Consider the following 16,130-nt stretch of genomic DNA (forward strand, 5'->3'; position numbering starts at 1 on the left):
GCGAGGCCCACCACATGCCCGGCGATCACCATGAAGGCACCCAGGTGGAACAGCGGGCTGGCGAAGCGCAGCCACCGGTGTTGCTGCGTCTGCTCGCCGTCGGGATCGTGGTGAGCGCGGCGGTGCTCGGCTCGGCCACGGGATGCGCCGCCGGCGCCGGAGTGCTGCTGTGCTCGCTCGCCGCCGACCGCGTGCGCCGCCGCGCCCTCGGACTCGGGGGTCTCGCTCTCACCGCGGCGCTGGTGGCGGGCGCGACCTGGGCGATCGCGGAGAACGTGCTGCCGGACGGTCTGACCGCCTCCCTGGAGGGGCAGCTCACCGAGCACCGGATCCTGCTCTGGCGCGACGCGCTCCACCTGGCCGGACACCATCCCACCCTGGGCGTGGGGCCCGGGCGGTACGGGGAACTCAGCCCGACGGTCACGCAGTCGCTGCTGCCCGACGGCAAGCCCCACTCGGCACCGTGGCAGCAGGCGGCCGAGCAGGGTCTGGTCGGCGTCGCGCTGCTCGCCGCGGTCTTCGGCTGGGTCCTTTATTCACTGTGGCGTTCGCCGCGGTCCACGACGATCGCGCTGACGGCGGGCGCGGCCCTCACGGCGCTGGCCGTGATCGCCTCGCTGGGCAACGCGCTGAGCTTCACCACGGTGACGGCGGGTGCGGGGCTGCTCGCGGGGCTCGCTTCGGCACGGCCCCTGGTCGACGAGGACCTGGAGAGCGTCCTGAACGCGGGAGACCAACCCCTGAGGAACCGGCTGGATCCGTGAACCGCGCGACGGTCAGATGACCGCGCCGGGCGTGGCCGGCCGCAGCCGGTCCCGGATGATCCGGACCATCGCCTCCGCGTTGTCCACCGTGATGGTGAACGTGTGTCCGTCGCCGAGCCTGAGCACCACGCCCTCGCCGCGCCGGACGATGACCGCGGTGCCCTTGTCGGGACGCCAGCGATAGCCCCAGCCGCCCCACTGCCGCGGGGTGACCCGCGGGGCGAAGTCGGCGCCGACGACACTCGAGAGCGGAATACGCCGGCGGGGCAGACCGACGTGGCCGCAGCGCACCTCTAGGCAGTCCTTGTCGACCTTCACGGCGACGTGCACGAAGGCGAGCGTGCCGAACATGATGAGCAGTCCCGCCGCGATGCACCCGACAACGGACATGGCGAGCGCCGCTACACCCGACGTCCACGTCGAGTCGACGGCCAGTTCGACGCCCAGCGCGATGCAGGCGGCCCCGCCTATGGCGGGCAGCCACTGGACGCGATTGGTCGCACGCCCGGTCCAGACATCAGGGTGCGAGAAGTTTTCGCCGCGGGAATGGTCCCTCATGTTTACGAGACTACTCAGGTTCCGCACCGCGGGCACCGGGTCGCGGAGGGTCACTGCTCCGGGTGGGCGCGCGGCGCACGCAGGGCGCTCGGGCGGTGACGGGCGGTTCGCCGTTCGGAGACCTCCGCCCGGCGACAGGCTCAGCGGACGGGGCTGACCGCCTGAAGAAGGCGGCCTTCCTCGTACGCCAGCGCGGTCGTCGACAGACCGCCCTCGCTGCCGCCGAGGAGCACGGTGAGGGAGCCCTCGGCGGGGGCCGCCGGGTCCGGGAGCTCGCCGATCCTGCGCAGTGCCTGCGCGGCGACCGCCCCGGCGGAGCCGTGCAGCACGAGCGGCGGGAGGCCGGGCTGCTGCAAGGCCGTACGGATGCGTTCGGCGACCAGCTCGTAATGGGTGCAGCCCAGGACGACGGCCCTTACATCGCCGGGGGTGCGCTCGGCCGCCGTGGCGATCGCGGCGTCGATGCCCTCCTGGTCACCGTGCTCCACGGCGTCGGCGAGCCCGGGGCAGGCCACTTCGGTCACGGACACCCCGTCCGCGAACTCGCCGATGAGTCCGCGCTGATAAGGGCTGCCGGTGGTGGCGGGCGTGGCCCAGATCGCGACGGGTCCCCCACCGGCCGCAGCCGGCTTGATCGCCGGGACCGTGCCGATGACGGGCACCTCCGGCTCCAGCCGGGCCCGCAACGTCGGCAGGGCTCGTACGGAGGCGGTGTTGCAGGCGACGATCAGGGCGTCGGGACGGTACTGCGCGGCGGCCTCGGCGACGGCGAGGGCGCGGGCGGTCACGTCCTCGGGCGTACGCGGTCCCCAGGGCATGCTGCCGGGGTCAGAGGAGAGCACGAGATCGGCGTCGGGCCGCAGTCGACGTACCGCGGCGGCAGCAGCGAGCAGTCCGATTCCGGAGTCCATGAGCGCGATCTTCACCCGGTCACCATAGACGATCCGCCTCGGCGGACCCCCGGGGTGGGGCAGACTGCGGCGGGTGAGTGCCGTCGCGTGGATCACCGTGGGATCACTGGCCGCCTGGCTGTGGCTGCTGCTCGGCCAAGGCTTCTTCTGGCGTACGGATCTGCGGCTGCCCCCGCGTCGGGAACCGGACGACTGGCCGTCCGTCTGCATCGTCGTACCGGCACGCGACGAGGCCGCCGTGCTGCCCGAGAGCCTGCCCTCGCTGCTCGCCCAGGACTATCCGGGGCGGGCCGAGGTCTTCCTCGTCGACGACGGCAGCTCGGACGGCACCGGGGAACTGGCCCGCGAGCTGGCCCGTACGCACGGCGGGCTGCCGCTCACCGTCGGCTCACCCGGGGAACCGCCCGCGGGCTGGACCGGCAAGCTCTGGGCCGTGCGTCACGGCATCGGACTGGCACACGCACGTGGCCCCGAATACCTGCTGCTGACGGACGCGGACATCGCGCACGCGCCGGACAGCCTGCGGACGCTGGTCGCCGCGGCGCGCACCGGCAGCTTCGACCTGGTCTCGCAGATGGCCCGGCTGCGGGTGGAGAGCGTGTGGGAGCGGCTCGTCGTCCCCGCCTTCGTCTACTTCTTCGCACAGCTCTATCCCTTCCGGTGGATCGCGGTGAAGGGCTCGCGGACGGCGGCCGCGGCGGGCGGTTGCGTACTGCTGCGCGCGGACGCCGCGGAGCGGGCGCGGATTCCGGACGCCATCCGGCACGCCGTCATCGACGACGTCGCGCTCGCGAGGGCGATCAAGGGGAGCGGGGGCCACATCTGGCTGGGGCTGGCCGAGCGGGTCGACAGCGTGCGTCCCTATCCCCGGCTGCACGACCTGTGGCGCATGGTCTCGCGCAGCGCGTACGCCCAGCTGCGGCACAACCCGCTGCTGCTCCTCGGTACGGTCCTCGGCCTCGCCGTGGTGTACCTGGTACCGCCGGTCGCCCTCTTCACAGGTCTCTACTCCGGGCATACGGGGATCGCGGCGGCCGGAGGGCTCGCGTGGCTGCTGATGGCGGCGACGTATCTGCCGATGCTGCGCTACTACCGGCAGCCCCTGTGGCTCGCCGCGTCCCTGCCGGTGACCGCGTTCCTGTACCTCCTCATGACGGTCGATTCCGCGGTGCAGCACTACAGGGGGCGCGGCGCGGCCTGGAAAGGCCGCACCTACGCCCGCCCGGACACCGCGCTCGACGAGCGCTGACCGGTCACTTTCTGCCGGGGGTCCAGTTCATGCCCCACCCGTAGACGCGGTCCACCGTGCGCTGCGGGCTCACGCCGCGCTCGGGGACGAGGTAGCGGGCTTCACGCTGGACGATCAGGTCGCCGCCGTTGTTGGTGATGAGGGCCAGGGCGCAGACCGTCGAGGGCACGGTGCACTCGTCGAGCGAGAAGTCGACGGGGGCACCGTTCAGCGGTTGCAGGGTGACCGTGGCGTGCAGGTCGGCGAACGAACGCGCCCCTTCGTAGATGGTGACGAAGATGAGGATGCGCCGGAAACTCTGCTTGTGGTCGAGGTTGACGGTGAGGTTCTCGCCGCTCCCCACGGCACCGGTGCGGTCGTCGCCGTCGAGGTGGATGTACGGCGGCTGGTGCAGCGCCCCGAAGGCGTTGCCCAGCGCCTGGACGACTCCCTTGCGGCCGTCGGACAGCTCGTACAGGGCGCAGAGGTCGAGATCGAGGTCCCTGTGCGCCGCGACGGCCCGGCCCCGCTTGCTGCCCCACCCCGAGAACTGCTTGCGGACCTGCCAGTTGAGGTTGACGCGCATGGCGCCGGACGTGCCGCCCTGTTTCGTCAGCGAGACCGAGGGCGCCTCCTTGGTGAGCGTGACCTTGGAGAGGCGGACCGGGGCCCCTGGCCGGGCGGGCGGCGGAGCGATGGTGGGGGGCGACACGGTGACGGGCGGGGCGACCGGCGGGGGCATGTTCACCGGCGGCCCGACCGGTGGCGGACCCGCCACACGTGTACCGCGCGCGGGCGGCATGGCGGCGGGGGGTGTGGGCCCAGGCGAGGCGGGGGCATGGGGTACGGGGGCGATCCGCGTGGTGGAGGGCGGCGGGGGCGGCGCGTGCTGCGGCTCGTCCACCGTGATTCCGTAGTCCTTCGCCAGCCCTTCCAGTCCGCTGCTGTACCCCTGTCCGACCGCGCGGAACTTCCAGGCACCCTGGCGCCGGTAGAACTCGCCGAGCACGAAGGCGGTCTCGACGGTCGCGTCCTTGCTGTCGAAGCGCGCGATCTCCGTGCCCTGCCCCGCGTCGAGCACGCGGATGTACAGACCGGGCACCTGCCCGAAGGTGCCGCCGTCCGCGGAGGCGGCCAGCACCACGGTCTCGATCGCGCCCTCCACGCGCGCGAGGTCGACGAACAGTGTGTCGGTCACCTGACCGCCGTCGCCCCGCTTGCCCTCGTGCCGCACGGCGCCGGAGGGGTGTGCCGGCTGGTTGTAGAACACGAAGTCGCCGTCGGAGCGGACTTTTCCGGAGACCAGCAACAGTGCGGAGGCATCCGCGTCGGGCACTCCGGGCCCCGAACGCCACCCCATTTCGACGCGCAACGCGCGCGTCGGCACAGGAACATTCGAACCTTTAGGCATTGTCATGTCCGCCCCCAACACGTGTCACCGCGTCACCGCGTCAGGCCGCGCCTCCGGCCGTCCCCCGGGCCCTTTCCCGACCAAACCTATTCCCCCAAAGCGGCGAACTCCTGTGACGTGCTCCGGAAGATCGCACGAGGGACCTCGAAGACTGCTGGCCAACCACCGGTAACCCCCTCGGAACTCGGCCTTTACACGATCCGAACCCTGCTTGACGCCCTTTTTTGCCGAGTTCGCTCGCATTGGGGATCCCGCGTCACTGCCGACACGGAAAACAACCCTCTTATCGGTCTCCCCAACCAGCACATCGTGGGCTTAACTTATGTGCCATGACCTCCCCCCGCTCCACCTATGGCGGCGGTTACTACTCCGCGCCGTCCTTCCCGGACACCCCGATCTACGACTCCCTGGTCGCCGAGCGGGGCACTCCCCAGATCGCCCCGATCAGGGTTCCCGCCGCCTACGACACGGGCAGCAGCTACCTTCCCGCGCTCCCCTCGGCACTTCCCGCCCTGCCCGCCGGACCCTCGCAGCAGGCCCCCATGTACGGCGGCTACCCGCAGGCCCAGCAGCCCGCACCGCTGCAGCAGGCCCCGGCGCCCTACATCCCGCAGCAGGCCGGCGCCCCGCGCGGCTACCCGGGACCCCAGCAGCAGCCGCAGCGCCCGATGGCGGCCGGCACCGGCTACGAGGCGATGCGCCCCGCGGCTCCCCGCCCCGCCCCGGCTCCGTACCAGGACCCGTACAACAACCAGCAGTACCGCGGGTACTGAGGGGCTGAGGTACGCGGGCACCTCGGCATTCGGACCGGAATGTCGGTGCCCGCTGGCACGATGGAGCCATGGGGAATGCGGAGCTGTACTCGATCCATGTCCATCCGGTCAAGGCATTCCGGGCTCTCTCGTTTCGGGAGGCCGTCGTGGAGCCCTGGGGGCTGGCCGGAGACCGACGCTGGGTACTGATCGACGACGGGGGAAAGGTCGTCACCCAGCGTCAGCAACCACGGCTGGCACTGGCCGCCGCCGAGCTGCTGCCCGGCGGCGGCATACGTCTGTCCGCGCCCGGCCGTGAGCCACTGACCGTCCTCGTGCCCCAGCCGGCCGGCACGACGCCGCTGGATCTCTTCGGCGACAGGGTGGAGGCGGTCCTCGCCGACGCGGGCGCGCACGCCTGGTGCAGTGACTATCTGGGGACCGAGGTGCGTCTCCTCCACATGGACGATCCCGCCACACGCAGGCCGGTGGACCCGGACTACGCGCGTCCGGGCGAGAGCGTCAGCTTCGCCGACGGCTACCCCCTGCTGGTCACCACCCTCGCCTCGCTGGACGCGCTCAACTCCTTGATCGCGCGGGGCGACCGCGCCGACGAGGGCCCCCTCCCGATGAACCGTTTCCGGCCGAACGTGGTGGTGGCGGGCACGACGGCATGGGCCGAGGACGGCTGGCGGCGGATCGCCATCGGCGACGTCAGCTTCCGGGTGCCCAAGATGTGCGGCCGCTGCGTCGTGACCACCACCGACCAGGACACCGCCCAGCGCGGCAAGGAGCCGCTGCGCACGCTCGGACGCCACCGTCGCTTCGGCTCCCAGCTCGTCTTCGGACAGAACCTGGTGCCGGAGTCCCGCGGCACGGTGCGGATCGGCGATCCGGTCACGGTCCTCGAATGACCCGCCCGCGGGGAACCCGGGCCCCGGGCACGGTCGTTGAGACTGCGTGAGAAGTTCATGAAAGACCCGCGGGAAGGGTGATTTCGCTCTCTCTTTCCCGGGGCTCACATATGAACGGCTCCGCCGGGGGTTATCACGGAGGCGAAAGGGGGTGCGGGACGGTGCGAGCTATCGGCGGACTCTGGCGTTGGCGGCACAATCCGCTGCGCCGCACGACCGATCTGGTCGAGGCGTGGCTGGCCCTGCTGGCCGTCCTGCTGATCCTCACCCTCGCGCCCCTGCTCGGCGCCCTCACCGGAGCGACGGCGCAGGACGCCCTCCAACAGGCCGTTCGGGACCAGCACCTGGCCCGCCACGAAGTGACGGCCACTGTGGTCGGCAAGGCGGACCGGGCCCCGCTGGACCCCGATCCCGAGGCCTCGTCGGCGCAGGATCCGCACAGCCGTGTGCTCGCCGACTGGACCGCTCCGGACGGCTCGGCGCATCACGGCAAGGTGCTAGCCGCCCTCAAATCACCGCACAAGGGCGACCACTTCACCCTCTGGACCGACGAGCACGGTGACATGGTCGCCCGCCCGCTGGATTCGGCCACCGCGACGACGCACGCCGTGCTGGCGGGCATCGGCGCGGCCCTGCTCACCGCCGGGCTCCTCGACAGCGGCAGACGTCTGATCGTGTGGCGCATGACCCTTCGCCGTTACGCCCGTTGGGATCAGGCATGGGACAGGGCGGGTCCGGACTGGGGCAGGACGGGCACCGGCAGCTGACCGCCTTCCGGCTCCGGTCAACCCACCGTGCCCGCGCACGCTACGGTGGACCGACCGAATCGTTCGGCGCCGTCGTGAGAAGCTGTTCTTGATCGCGACGGGGTTTCAGCACGGCCTCGCAGGACCCGCGTACGACGAGGTGGGGGCACAACAGCGCCATGGCACAGGGCACGGTCCAGGTGACGCACACCGGCACCTCGCGGTGGCGGCGCCGCACAGGAGAGTACGCATCGCTGGCCGCCGCCCTGGAGGCCGCGGCCGACGGGGACGTGCTCACCGTCGCACCCGGCACCTACCGGGAGAATCTCGTGGTCCAGCGCGCGGTGACGCTGCGCGGCCCGGAGGGCTCCCCCGGTTCCGTGCGCATCGCGCCCGTGGACGGTGTGCCGCTGACCGTGCGCGCCTCAGCCGTGGTCCAGGACCTGCACGTGGAGGGCCAGGACTCGGCGGCGCCCGCGCTGCTCGTCGAGGAGGGCACCCCGGAGCTCCTCGACGTGCGGATCGTCACGCGCTCCGCGGCCGGCATCGAGGTGCGAGGCGGCGCCCGTCCGACCGTGCGGCGCTGCACGGTCGACAATCCGGCCGGCATCGGCATCGCCGTAGTCGACGGCGGCGGTGGCGTGTTCGAGGAGTGCGAGGTCGTCGCGGCCGGACAGTCCGGCATCGCGGTCCGCGGTGGCGCGCATCCCCGTCTGGAGCGCTGCCGGGTGCACCACGCCTCCGGCGCGGGCCTGTCGGTGACCGGCGAGAACTCCTCGCTGGAGGCGGTCGGTTGCGAGGTGTACGAGGTCAAGGGCTCCGGCGTGCAGATCACCGCGCGCGCCGCGGCCCATCTCACCGACTGCGATGTGCACCGCACGACGTCGGACGGCGTCACCCTGGACACGGACGCCGTACTCACGCTCGCCGACTGCCGCATCCACGACATCCCGGAGAACGCGGTGGACCTGCGTTCCCGCTCGGTCCTCACCCTGACCCGCACCACCGTCCGGCAGTTCGGGCGCAACGGCCTGTCGGTCTGGGACCCGGGCACGCGCGTGGACGCCAACCAGTGCGAGATCTTCGACAGCACGGGCGACTACCCCGCGGTGTGGGTCAGCGACGGCGCGACCGCGGTGCTCGAGTCCTGCCGGGTGCACGACGTGCCCGACGCCCTGTTCGTCCTCGACCGCGGTTCACGCGTGGACGTCGTCGACAGCGACCTCTCCCAAGTGCGCAATACCGCCGTCTCGGTGAGCGACGGCGCGACCGCGCAGCTCGACGACTGCCGCATCCGCGACGCCGCGACGGGCGCCTGGTTCCGTGACCACGGGAGCGGCGGCACCCTGTCCGGCTGCACCGTGGACGGCACCCAGACCGGCGTGATCGTCACCAAGGGCGCCGACCCCACCATCGAGCGCTGCACGGTCGGCTCCCCCGCGGAGGCCGGTTTCTATGTGTCGGCGGGTGGCCGCGGCAGCTTCCACAACTGCCGGGTGACGGGCAGCGGGGGCTATGGCTTCCATGTCATCGACGGCTGTCGGGCGACGCTGAAGAAGTGCCGTACGGAGCGCTGCGCACGCGGGGGTTACGAGTTCGCCGACGGCGGCAACGCCCCGGGCGGCGGCCCGGTCGTCGAGGACTGCACGAGCGACGAGAGCGCCGGAGTGCGCCCCCCGGCGCACGAGACGGCCGTGCAGACGTCCAACCCGTCCACGAGCCTGCTCGGCTCGATCCCGGGCCAGCGCTCCACCGAGCAGGAACCGCTCGTCACCGCCTCGGAGCCCGAGCCCGCGCAGCCGGCCCGTACATCGAAGGTCGTCCTCGGTGAACTCGACGGGCTGGTGGGCCTGGAGAGCGTCAAGCGCGAGGTGCGCGCCCTCACCGACATGATCGAGGTGGGCCGCCGCAGACAGCAGGCGGGCCTCAAGGCGGCCTCCGCCCGCCGCCACCTGGTCTTCACCGGCTCCCCCGGCACCGGCAAGACGACGGTCGCCCGGCTGTACGGCGAGATCCTGGCCTCGCTCGGTGTCCTGGAGCAGGGGCACCTGGTCGAGGTGTCCCGCGTCGACCTGGTGGGCGAGCACATCGGCTCCACGGCGATCCGCACCCAGGAGGCGTTCGAAAGGGCGCGCGGCGGTGTCCTGTTCATCGACGAGGCGTACGCGCTGTCGCCGGAGGACTCTGGCCGCGACTTCGGCCGTGAGGCCATCGACACGCTCGTGAAGCTGATGGAGGACCACCGGGACGCCGTCGTCGTGATCGTCGCGGGCTACACGGCCGAGATGGAGCGCTTTCTCACCGTCAACCCCGGCGTGGCATCCCGCTTCTCACGGACCATCACCTTCAGCGACTACATCCCCGAGGAACTGCTGCGGATCGTGGAGCAGCAGGCCGAGGAGCACGAGTACAGCCTGGCGCCCGGCGCGCCCGAGGCGCTGCTGAAGTACTTCACGGCCATCCCCAAGGGCCCGGCGTTCGGCAACGGCCGCACCGCGCGGCAGACCTTCGAGGCGATGGTCGAGCGGCACGCGGGGCGGGTCGCCCAACTCGAGGAGCCGAGCACGGACGACCTCACGCTGCTCTATCCGGAGGACCTGCCGGAGCTGCCCTGAGTCTCGCCCGTGGACGGGTGGTCGCCCTCAGGTCGTGGCGTCGCCGTCGGGGCGGGGGCCCGGTACCGCCTCCGGCCGCAACCGCGCCAGCAGCCGTTCGCGTTCCTCGGCGAAGGCCGGGTCCGCCTGGTAGTCCCCGTGTCCGAGGATCGGCGCGGGCAGCGGATGCTCCTGGGTGCGTCCGTAGGCGAGCGGGTCCTTCAGGGGCGCGCGGTCGACCTGGGGGCCGCAGTCGCCGGGCAGCCGTATGGGGCCGCCGATGGGGTCGGTGAGGCGGTACAGGTTGCGCCAGCAGTCGACCTCCCGGTGCAGGGAGGTGAGGGCGGCCGGGCCGAAGTGCGCCGGGAACCAACGCCCGTAGAGCCGTTCCAGGGGTGAGCCGTAGGTGAGCAGTGCGACCCGCCTGCGTACGGAGGGTTTCAGCTGCCAGGCCGCGGCGGCGGCCAGCACACTGCCCTGGGAGTGCCCGGAGAGCACCAGGCGCCCGCCGGTGGCGCGGGTCCAGGTGACCATGCGCCACGTCAGGTCGGGCACGGCACGCTCGGCGTAACAGGGCGGCGCGAAGGGGTGGGCGGCGCGCGGCCAGAAGGTGCCGACGTCCCAGAGGATGCCGATGGTGCGGCGGGCCGCCGGGTCCTTGTAGGCGCGCCGCCCCGAGGTGACGAGAAGTATGAAGCCGAGGCCGATCAGCCAGGACCCGAGCGCCTGCGCGGTTTCGGCGGCGCCTCGGACGAAGGCGTACGACCCTCGCGCGGCCTCCGCCGGAGCGTCACCGGTGGCCAGGACGCCCACCAGGGCTCCGGCGCCGAGGAGCAGGGTCACGAACGAGATCACGCCGACCACGAGGGGCGCCCGGTCGGTGAGGGCGGCCATCGCGCGCGTGCTCGCGATACGGCCGGTGCGGGTGGTGTCCTTGGCCTCGCCCCGGTAGTCGAGCTCCACCTCGCACGCCTCGAGGCCGCGCAGCCGCCAGGTACGCAGGGCCAGTCGGCCGCACAGGCCGAGGAGCACGAGGAGCGTCGGCGGGATCACGGACGCCTGCCAGGTCAGCAGGACGGGCGGGCCGGGCAGCGAGCCGCGCGTGCCGTCCAGCCAGTCGGCGACGCGCTGGGCGACTCCGCCGGACATCACGCCGCCCAGGGCGCAGGCCAGCATCGCGACGGCGGGTCCGGCCAGACCGCGCAGGGCGGTGCGCGGGTCGGGCCGGGTGCGGTACAGAACGCGGGCCACCACGCCGAGCGCGATGACGAGCACCCCCTGGGCGAGGGCGAGGCCTCCGAAGGTCGCGTCGCCCGGCAGCCGCCCCGCCGAGTGCCAGCCGGGCCGTGGCCATCCGGCGTACAGCAGGGTCAGGGAGAACAGGACGATCGAACCCAGGGGCAGCAGACGCACCAGGGTCGCGTCCAGTTCCTGGTCCAGCCGGTGTTCGCTGCGCCCGCGCCGGCAGACCACCCACACCACGACGACGGTGCCCACGACGAGCGATGCGTACAGCAGCAGACCGAGGATCCCGAGCACGGCGGGTCCCCCGGTCTCCCGGTCGAAGCGGGCCGCGGGGCCGCCGACGGCGGCGGTGACGGTGAGAAGTCCCGCCGCGGTGTGCGCGGCGCGCAGCCGGGCCACCAGACGGCGCCCGTACCAGAAGCCGGGCCTGCCGAGCCCGGTGCGGCCGGTCTCCTCGGCAGGCTCGGGCCTGCGGGACACGGGCTGCTGGGACTCGTACGCGCTCCAGGTGCGGTGCGAGAGGTACCAGAGCAGGCAGGTGAGACCCGCGGGCACCAGGCCCGCCAGGGCGAGGCGGCGGCCGGGCCGGCTCCACCAGCCGTTGTCGGACAGGTCCGGGGAGAGGAAGCCCAGCCAGGAGTGCGCCTCGGCACACGCGCGGGTGCCCGCGCACTGCCAGGCGGTCAGGTCCAGGGCGACCTCGCAGGCCGCGGCGACCAGCAGCACGGTGAGGGTGAGCCCGGTGAGCCGGACGAGCAGGCCGTACAGGCGGACCGTCCGGGTGCGGCCGCGGGTGGCGGGACGCATCCAGTGCGCGAGGTTGACGACCATGAAGGGCAGCAGCAACAGCCACAGGGCCCGGGTTCCGTTGCCTGAGGTGAGGTTGCACCACACATAGGCCTCGGGGACCGGTTTGCCCCGGTAGGCTTCGGGGCGCCGCTCCGCGTCGGCGTCGTCGACGCGCCGGTACACGGCCGCGGTGTCGTCGCCGCTGATCCGGACCGTCCGCGGATCGTCCAGCATCTCCTCGGGCGTGGTGCCGCCGACTCCGTGGACCAGGAGTTCGAGGGCGGTATCGGCGGCTTCGGGCCGCTGTGCGGGGCCGCTGAGCTCTCCCGCCGCGGCGTGTTCCCGTGCACGTTCCACTTTTCTGCACTTCCCCCGTGCGCGCGTCTGGCATGTGTCATGTGCAGGTACAAGGATCTCCGTTCAGGGGTGCGCGCGCACCTGTGGTCACGGAATCTCCCCGATACGTGTGACAGTGACGCGGCGGGCGGGACGCGGTGTCCTTGCGGGGAGTGGCGCACGTGTCGGTGGCCCGTGCGAGGATGGGTCGTCCTCCAGGCCTAGGACAAGGAGAATGTCCACGTGGGAGTGGGTTCGGACGGAGTGGCGGGCAGCTTGTGGCGCGAGGATCGGAGCGGACGTGAGTGAGAATCAGAACCTTCTCGCGGAGCAGCGTCGCGCCCTGATTCTCGACGAGGTACGGCGTCGGGGCGGCGTCCGGGTGAACGAGCTGACCCGCAAGCTCGGCGTCTCCGACATGACGGTCCGTCGTGACCTCGACGCGCTCGCCCGCCAGGGCGTGGTGGAGAAGGTGCACGGCGGCGCGGTGCCGCTGGTCGAGGCGAGTACGCACGAGCCGGGTTTCGAGGCCAAGTCGGGTCTGGAGCTGACCGCCAAGGAGGACATCGCGCGGGCCGCCGCCGAGCTGGTCGCGCCGGGCACGGCGATCGCGCTCTCGGGCGGTACGACGACGTACGCGCTGGCCCATCAGCTCCTTGACGTGCCGGACCTGACCGTGGTCACCAACTCGGTGCGGGTCGCCGATGTCTTCCACTCGGCGCAGCGCCTCTCCGGCCAGCGGCAGGGCGCGGCCACGGTCGTGCTGACGGGCGGGGTGCGCACCCCGTCCGACTCGCTGGTCGGCCCCGTTGCCGACCAGGCCATCGCGGCGCTCCACTTCGACGTGCTGTTCCTCGGGGTGCACGGGATATCGGTCGAGGCGGGCCTGTCGACGCCGAACCTGGCGGAGGCCGAGACCAACCGGCGGCTGGTGCAGTCCGCACGGCGGGTCGTCGTGGTCGCCGACCACACCAAGTGGGGCACGGTGGGGCTGAGTTCGTTCGCCGCGCTGGACCAGGTCGACACGCTGGTCACCGACGCCGGGCTGCCGGCCGGGGCGCGGGCGGAGGTCTCCGAGCACCTGCGGCGCCTGGTGGTGGCCGGAGAGCCCGAGGACGGTACAGACATCTGACGGTCCGCCAGCTAAGGTGACGCTGCCCGCGGCTCCGATCCCAGGTGGGGGTTTCGTCCATGGCACGCCGTCTGCGCCCGGTGGAACTCGACTTCGCCGAGACCGCTCCCCTGCGTCTGGTGTTCGCCCGCGAGGTGGCGGCCCCTCCCGAGGTGGTCTTCCGCGCGCTGGCCGAGGACGTGCCCGGCTGGAGCGAGTGGTTCTCGGCGGTGACGCTCGCCCGGCCGACCGGGGACGGCGCCGGACGCGAGGTCCGGCTCCGGGGCGGTACGCGCTTCCAGGAGACGGTCCTCGTGGCCGAGACCCCCGAGGTGTACGCGTACCGGGTGGACGTCACGAACGCGCCCGGACCCCGGGCCCTGCTCGAGGAGTGGCGGCTGACTCCGGCCGGCAAGGGCACCCGGGTCCAGTGGACCTTCGCCGCCGACGGCGCGGCCCCGTTCCGGCTGGCCCTGAAACTGGGCCGGGCGGGTCTTGGCCGCGCGTTCCGCCAGGCGGTGACGGCGCTGGACCGACGGCTGACGTCGACTCACGCGTGACGTCCGGGGCCTGTCGTTCGGATCGTTCGGATCGGGTCGTTTCAGGCGACGGGGCTTGATCAGTGGCCCAGGCCTGATCCGAACAACAGGCCCTGGGTCCGCCCGTGGACGCGCCCCCTGAGCCGCGCCCAGGCGGTCAGTCCGGCCAGACGCCCGTCTGGAGCAGGGCCGCGATCGCAGCGGTGTAGGGCGCGATGTCCAGCCCCTGTTCGGCCAGCCACGCGTCCGAGTAGTACTTGTCGAGATAGCGGTCCCCCGGGTCGCAGAGCAGCGTCACCACGCTCCCCTCGCGCCCCTCGGCCACCATCTCGGCGACGATCTTCAGCGCGCTCCACAGCCCGGTGCCGGTCGAGCCGCCCGCCTTGCGGCCGATGGCCTGTTCCAGTGCCCGTACGGCCGCCACGCTCGCGGCGTCCGGCACCTTCATCATCCGGTCGATCGCGCCCGGCACGAAGCTCGGCTCCATGCGGGGCCTGCCGATGCCCTCGATACGTGAGCCACAGTCGCAGGTGACGTCCGCATCGCCGGTGGTCCAGCCCTCGAAGAAACACGAGTTCTCCGGGTCGGCGACGCAGATACGGGTGTCGGCCTGCATGTAGTGGACGTAGCGCGCGAGGGTGGCCGAGGTGCCGCCGGTGCCGGCTGTGGCGACGATCCACGCGGGCTCCGGGAAACGCTCCAACTCCAGCTGGCGGAAGATGGATTCGGCGATGTTGTTGTTGCCGCGCCAGTCCGTGGCCCGTTCCGCGTAGGTGAACTGGTCCATGTAGTGGCCGCCGGTCTCGACCGCCAGGGCGGCGGACTCCTCGTACATCCTGCGGGAGTCGTCCACGAAGTGGCACTGCCCGCCGTGGAACTCGATCAGACGGCACTTCTCGGCGCTGGTGGTGCGCGGCATGACCGCGATGAAGGGCACGCCGATCAGCTTCGCGAAGTACGCCTCGGAGACCGCGGTCGAGCCGCTGGACGCCTCGATCACCGGTCGGCCCGGCCGGATCCAGCCATTGCAGAGCCCGTACAGGAAGAGTGAGCGGGCGAGGCGGTGCTTGAGGCTGCCGGTGGGGTGGGTCGACTCGTCCTTGAGGTAGAGATCGATACCCCACGCCTCGGGCAGCGGGAAGCGCAGCAGGTGGGTGTCCGCCGAACGGTTCGCGTCGGCCTGGACCTTACGCACGGCTTCTTTGAGCCAGGTCCGGTACCGCGCGTCGCTGTGGTCGACGTCGAGGGTTTCGCCGGTCCGGATCTGCTGAGGGGTGCTCACGGCGGGGCTCCTTACGCATCGCGCCGACGCCGGTTCAGATGGTCGGACGCCTCGATCATAAACACCTTGCGCACGCTTCTCACCTGCATAAACACACCTTTGAGCACCTCAAAGGCACCCCTGGAGCAGGGGTGTCCGAAGCGACGGGGGCGCACCCGGGCGAGTGCTCCCGTCCCCGCCGTCACCTCGTCATGCGCACTGGTGCTCGTCGCTGCCTGCGGGCAGACTGCACCGCAGGGGACGCGGCCCGCGTCCGACCGCGCCGCGCGGGATGACACCCCGGAGCGGTCGCGCACACCGGAGCTCGACCCGCGCGGGATCCGGGGCCGGGACGCGGGACAGAACGACGCGGGACAGAGCGATGCGGGACAGAGCACAGCCGACGCGCACAAGGGGGCGGAGCATCATGGCGGAGCCGGAGTTCACGGCCACGGGCGTGCGGATCGGGAAGAGGCTTCGGTCGCTCACCCGGGCCGGACAGGTCCGGATCAGCGACGGCAGGCTGGAATTGCTGACGAGTTACGGCAGCGAGATCGACAGTGCGCCGGTGCAGGCGGTGCGGGCGTCGAAGCCGTGGTTCGCCCCCGAGGACCGGGCATTGGCCGACGTCAACGGCACCCGCTATTCACTCACGCTCGGCGAGCACGACCCCGCGCCGGGCAAGCCGGGGCCGCCCTCGGCGCGCCGGTTCATAGAGGCGGTTCGCAGGGCGGCGGGGCGCAACGGCTGAGTCGGCCGCGCGGCAACCGACACGGGAGCCTTCGGTTCGCCACCGGCAAGGGCCGACACAGGCACCCACGACTCGCGACCGGCGACGCCCTGCGCGCAGGCCTTCGGCCCCCGGCCGACGGCCGCCTAGGTCCTGTCGTCACATTCCCGTCGTCCGCCCGGAGGGCGGGCCCTGCGGCGTCAGGTGCGTGCTCTGCGTGCTCTCGGCGTGCCGGGCACAG

General features: G+C 72.1%; 13 protein-coding genes and 2 pseudogenes. 9 read left to right on the forward strand and 6 right to left on the reverse strand.

Annotated elements, in window-relative coordinates; translation table 11 throughout:
* Positions 1–74, reverse strand: a pseudogene (locus ABZ656_RS49175) (respiratory nitrate reductase subunit gamma); the annotation flags it as partial.
* Positions 75–83: 9 nt separating this feature from the next.
* Between ABZ656_RS49175 and ABZ656_RS49180 the strand changes: the two are divergent.
* Positions 84–764: pseudogene (locus ABZ656_RS49180) on the forward strand (O-antigen ligase family protein); the annotation flags it as partial.
* 12 nt (positions 765–776) lie between these two features.
* Here ABZ656_RS49180 and ABZ656_RS49185 read toward each other — a convergent pair.
* Both ABZ656_RS49185 and ABZ656_RS49190 read right to left on the reverse strand, forming a co-directional pair.
* Positions 777–1,322, reverse strand: coding sequence for a hypothetical protein (locus tag ABZ656_RS49185; RefSeq protein WP_101407477.1), 546 nt, complete (start codon positions 1,320–1,322; stop codon positions 777–779).
* Positions 1,323–1,462: 140 nt separating this feature from the next.
* On the reverse strand, positions 1,463–2,248 hold the full coding sequence (locus ABZ656_RS49190) for an aspartate/glutamate racemase family protein (RefSeq protein ID WP_101407478.1): 786 nt from the start codon (positions 2,246–2,248) through the stop codon (positions 1,463–1,465).
* Positions 2,249–2,306: 58 nt separating this feature from the next.
* Between ABZ656_RS49190 and ABZ656_RS49195 the strand changes: the two genes are divergently transcribed.
* Complete coding sequence (locus tag ABZ656_RS49195; protein WP_360277967.1) at positions 2,307–3,482, forward strand: glycosyltransferase; 1,176 nt, start codon at positions 2,307–2,309, stop codon at positions 3,480–3,482.
* A 4-nt stretch (positions 3,483–3,486) separates the two neighbouring features.
* Here ABZ656_RS49195 and ABZ656_RS49200 read toward each other — a convergent pair whose 3' ends face one another.
* Positions 3,487–4,878 (reverse strand): TerD family protein, encoded by a 1,392-nt coding sequence (locus ABZ656_RS49200; protein WP_360277970.1) that lies wholly within the window; start codon positions 4,876–4,878, stop codon positions 3,487–3,489.
* Between the two features lie 323 nt (positions 4,879–5,201).
* Here ABZ656_RS49200 and ABZ656_RS49205 point away from each other — a divergent pair, with 323 nt between their 5' ends.
* From ABZ656_RS49205 to ABZ656_RS49220, 4 genes are all read left to right on the forward strand, one after another.
* On the forward strand, positions 5,202–5,645 hold the full coding sequence (locus tag ABZ656_RS49205) for a DUF6643 family protein (protein WP_075025618.1): 444 nt from the start codon (positions 5,202–5,204) through the stop codon (positions 5,643–5,645).
* 68 nt (positions 5,646–5,713) lie between these two features.
* Positions 5,714–6,538, forward strand: a complete 825-nt coding sequence (locus ABZ656_RS49210; protein WP_360277973.1) for an MOSC N-terminal beta barrel domain-containing protein — start codon at positions 5,714–5,716, stop codon at positions 6,536–6,538.
* A 161-nt stretch (positions 6,539–6,699) separates the two neighbouring features.
* On the forward strand, positions 6,700–7,305 hold the full coding sequence (locus ABZ656_RS49215) for a hypothetical protein (RefSeq protein ID WP_360277976.1): 606 nt from the start codon (positions 6,700–6,702) through the stop codon (positions 7,303–7,305).
* 158 nt (positions 7,306–7,463) lie between these two features.
* On the forward strand, positions 7,464–9,899 hold the full coding sequence (locus ABZ656_RS49220; protein ID WP_101407484.1) for a right-handed parallel beta-helix repeat-containing protein: 2,436 nt from the start codon (positions 7,464–7,466) through the stop codon (positions 9,897–9,899).
* 27 nt (positions 9,900–9,926) lie between these two features.
* Here the strand turns inward: ABZ656_RS49220 and ABZ656_RS49225 are convergent, their stop codons facing one another.
* Positions 9,927–12,146 carry a hypothetical protein gene (locus ABZ656_RS49225; protein ID WP_360277984.1) on the reverse strand — a complete coding sequence of 740 codons (2,220 nt, stop codon included), beginning with the start codon at positions 12,144–12,146 and terminating at the stop codon, positions 9,927–9,929.
* 403 nt (positions 12,147–12,549) lie between these two features.
* On the opposite strand from ABZ656_RS49225, the gene ABZ656_RS49230 reads away from it, so the two are divergent.
* Both ABZ656_RS49230 and ABZ656_RS49235 read left to right on the forward strand, forming a co-directional pair.
* Positions 12,550–13,380, forward strand: coding sequence for a DeoR/GlpR family DNA-binding transcription regulator (locus ABZ656_RS49230; RefSeq protein WP_101407486.1), 831 nt, complete (start codon positions 12,550–12,552; stop codon positions 13,378–13,380).
* Positions 13,381–13,439: 59 nt separating this feature from the next.
* Positions 13,440–13,919 carry an SRPBCC family protein gene (locus tag ABZ656_RS49235; protein ID WP_360277980.1) on the forward strand — a complete coding sequence of 160 codons (480 nt, stop codon included), beginning with the start codon at positions 13,440–13,442 and terminating at the stop codon, positions 13,917–13,919.
* Positions 13,920–14,055: 136 nt separating this feature from the next.
* Here the strand turns inward: ABZ656_RS49235 and ABZ656_RS49240 are convergent, their stop codons facing one another.
* Positions 14,056–15,180: a PLP-dependent cysteine synthase family protein gene (locus tag ABZ656_RS49240; RefSeq protein ID WP_101407488.1), complete on the reverse strand. Its 1,125-nt coding sequence runs from the start codon at positions 15,178–15,180 to the stop codon at positions 14,056–14,058.
* 406 nt (positions 15,181–15,586) lie between these two features.
* Between ABZ656_RS49240 and ABZ656_RS49245 the strand changes: the two genes are divergently transcribed.
* Positions 15,587–15,910, forward strand: a complete 324-nt coding sequence (locus ABZ656_RS49245) for a hypothetical protein (RefSeq protein ID WP_054228734.1) — start codon at positions 15,587–15,589, stop codon at positions 15,908–15,910.
* Positions 15,911–16,130 lie beyond the last annotated feature (220 nt).

The sequence above is a fragment of the Streptomyces sp. NPDC007095 genome (genome assembly GCF_040634475.1).
Lineage (GTDB): Bacteria > Actinomycetota > Actinomycetes > Streptomycetales > Streptomycetaceae > Streptomyces.

Coding starts and splice junctions, on each gene's coding strand:
- ABZ656_RS49220 (WP_101407484.1), top strand. CDS start 7,464: ATGGCACAGGGCACGGTCCAGGTGACGCACACCGGCACCTCGCGGTGG.
- ABZ656_RS49205 (WP_075025618.1), top strand. CDS start 5,202: ATGACCTCCCCCCGCTCCACCTATGGCGGCGGTTACTACTCCGCGCCG.
- ABZ656_RS49235 (WP_360277980.1), top strand. CDS start 13,440: ATGGCACGCCGTCTGCGCCCGGTGGAACTCGACTTCGCCGAGACCGCT.
- ABZ656_RS49200 (WP_360277970.1), bottom strand. CDS start 4,878: ATGACAATGCCTAAAGGTTCGAATGTTCCTGTGCCGACGCGCGCGTTG.
- ABZ656_RS49210 (WP_360277973.1), top strand. CDS start 5,714: ATGGGGAATGCGGAGCTGTACTCGATCCATGTCCATCCGGTCAAGGCA.
- ABZ656_RS49225 (WP_360277984.1), bottom strand. CDS start 12,146: ATGCTGGACGATCCGCGGACGGTCCGGATCAGCGGCGACGACACCGCG.
- ABZ656_RS49245 (WP_054228734.1), top strand. CDS start 15,587: ATGGCGGAGCCGGAGTTCACGGCCACGGGCGTGCGGATCGGGAAGAGG.
- ABZ656_RS49185 (WP_101407477.1), bottom strand. CDS start 1,322: ATGAGGGACCATTCCCGCGGCGAAAACTTCTCGCACCCTGATGTCTGG.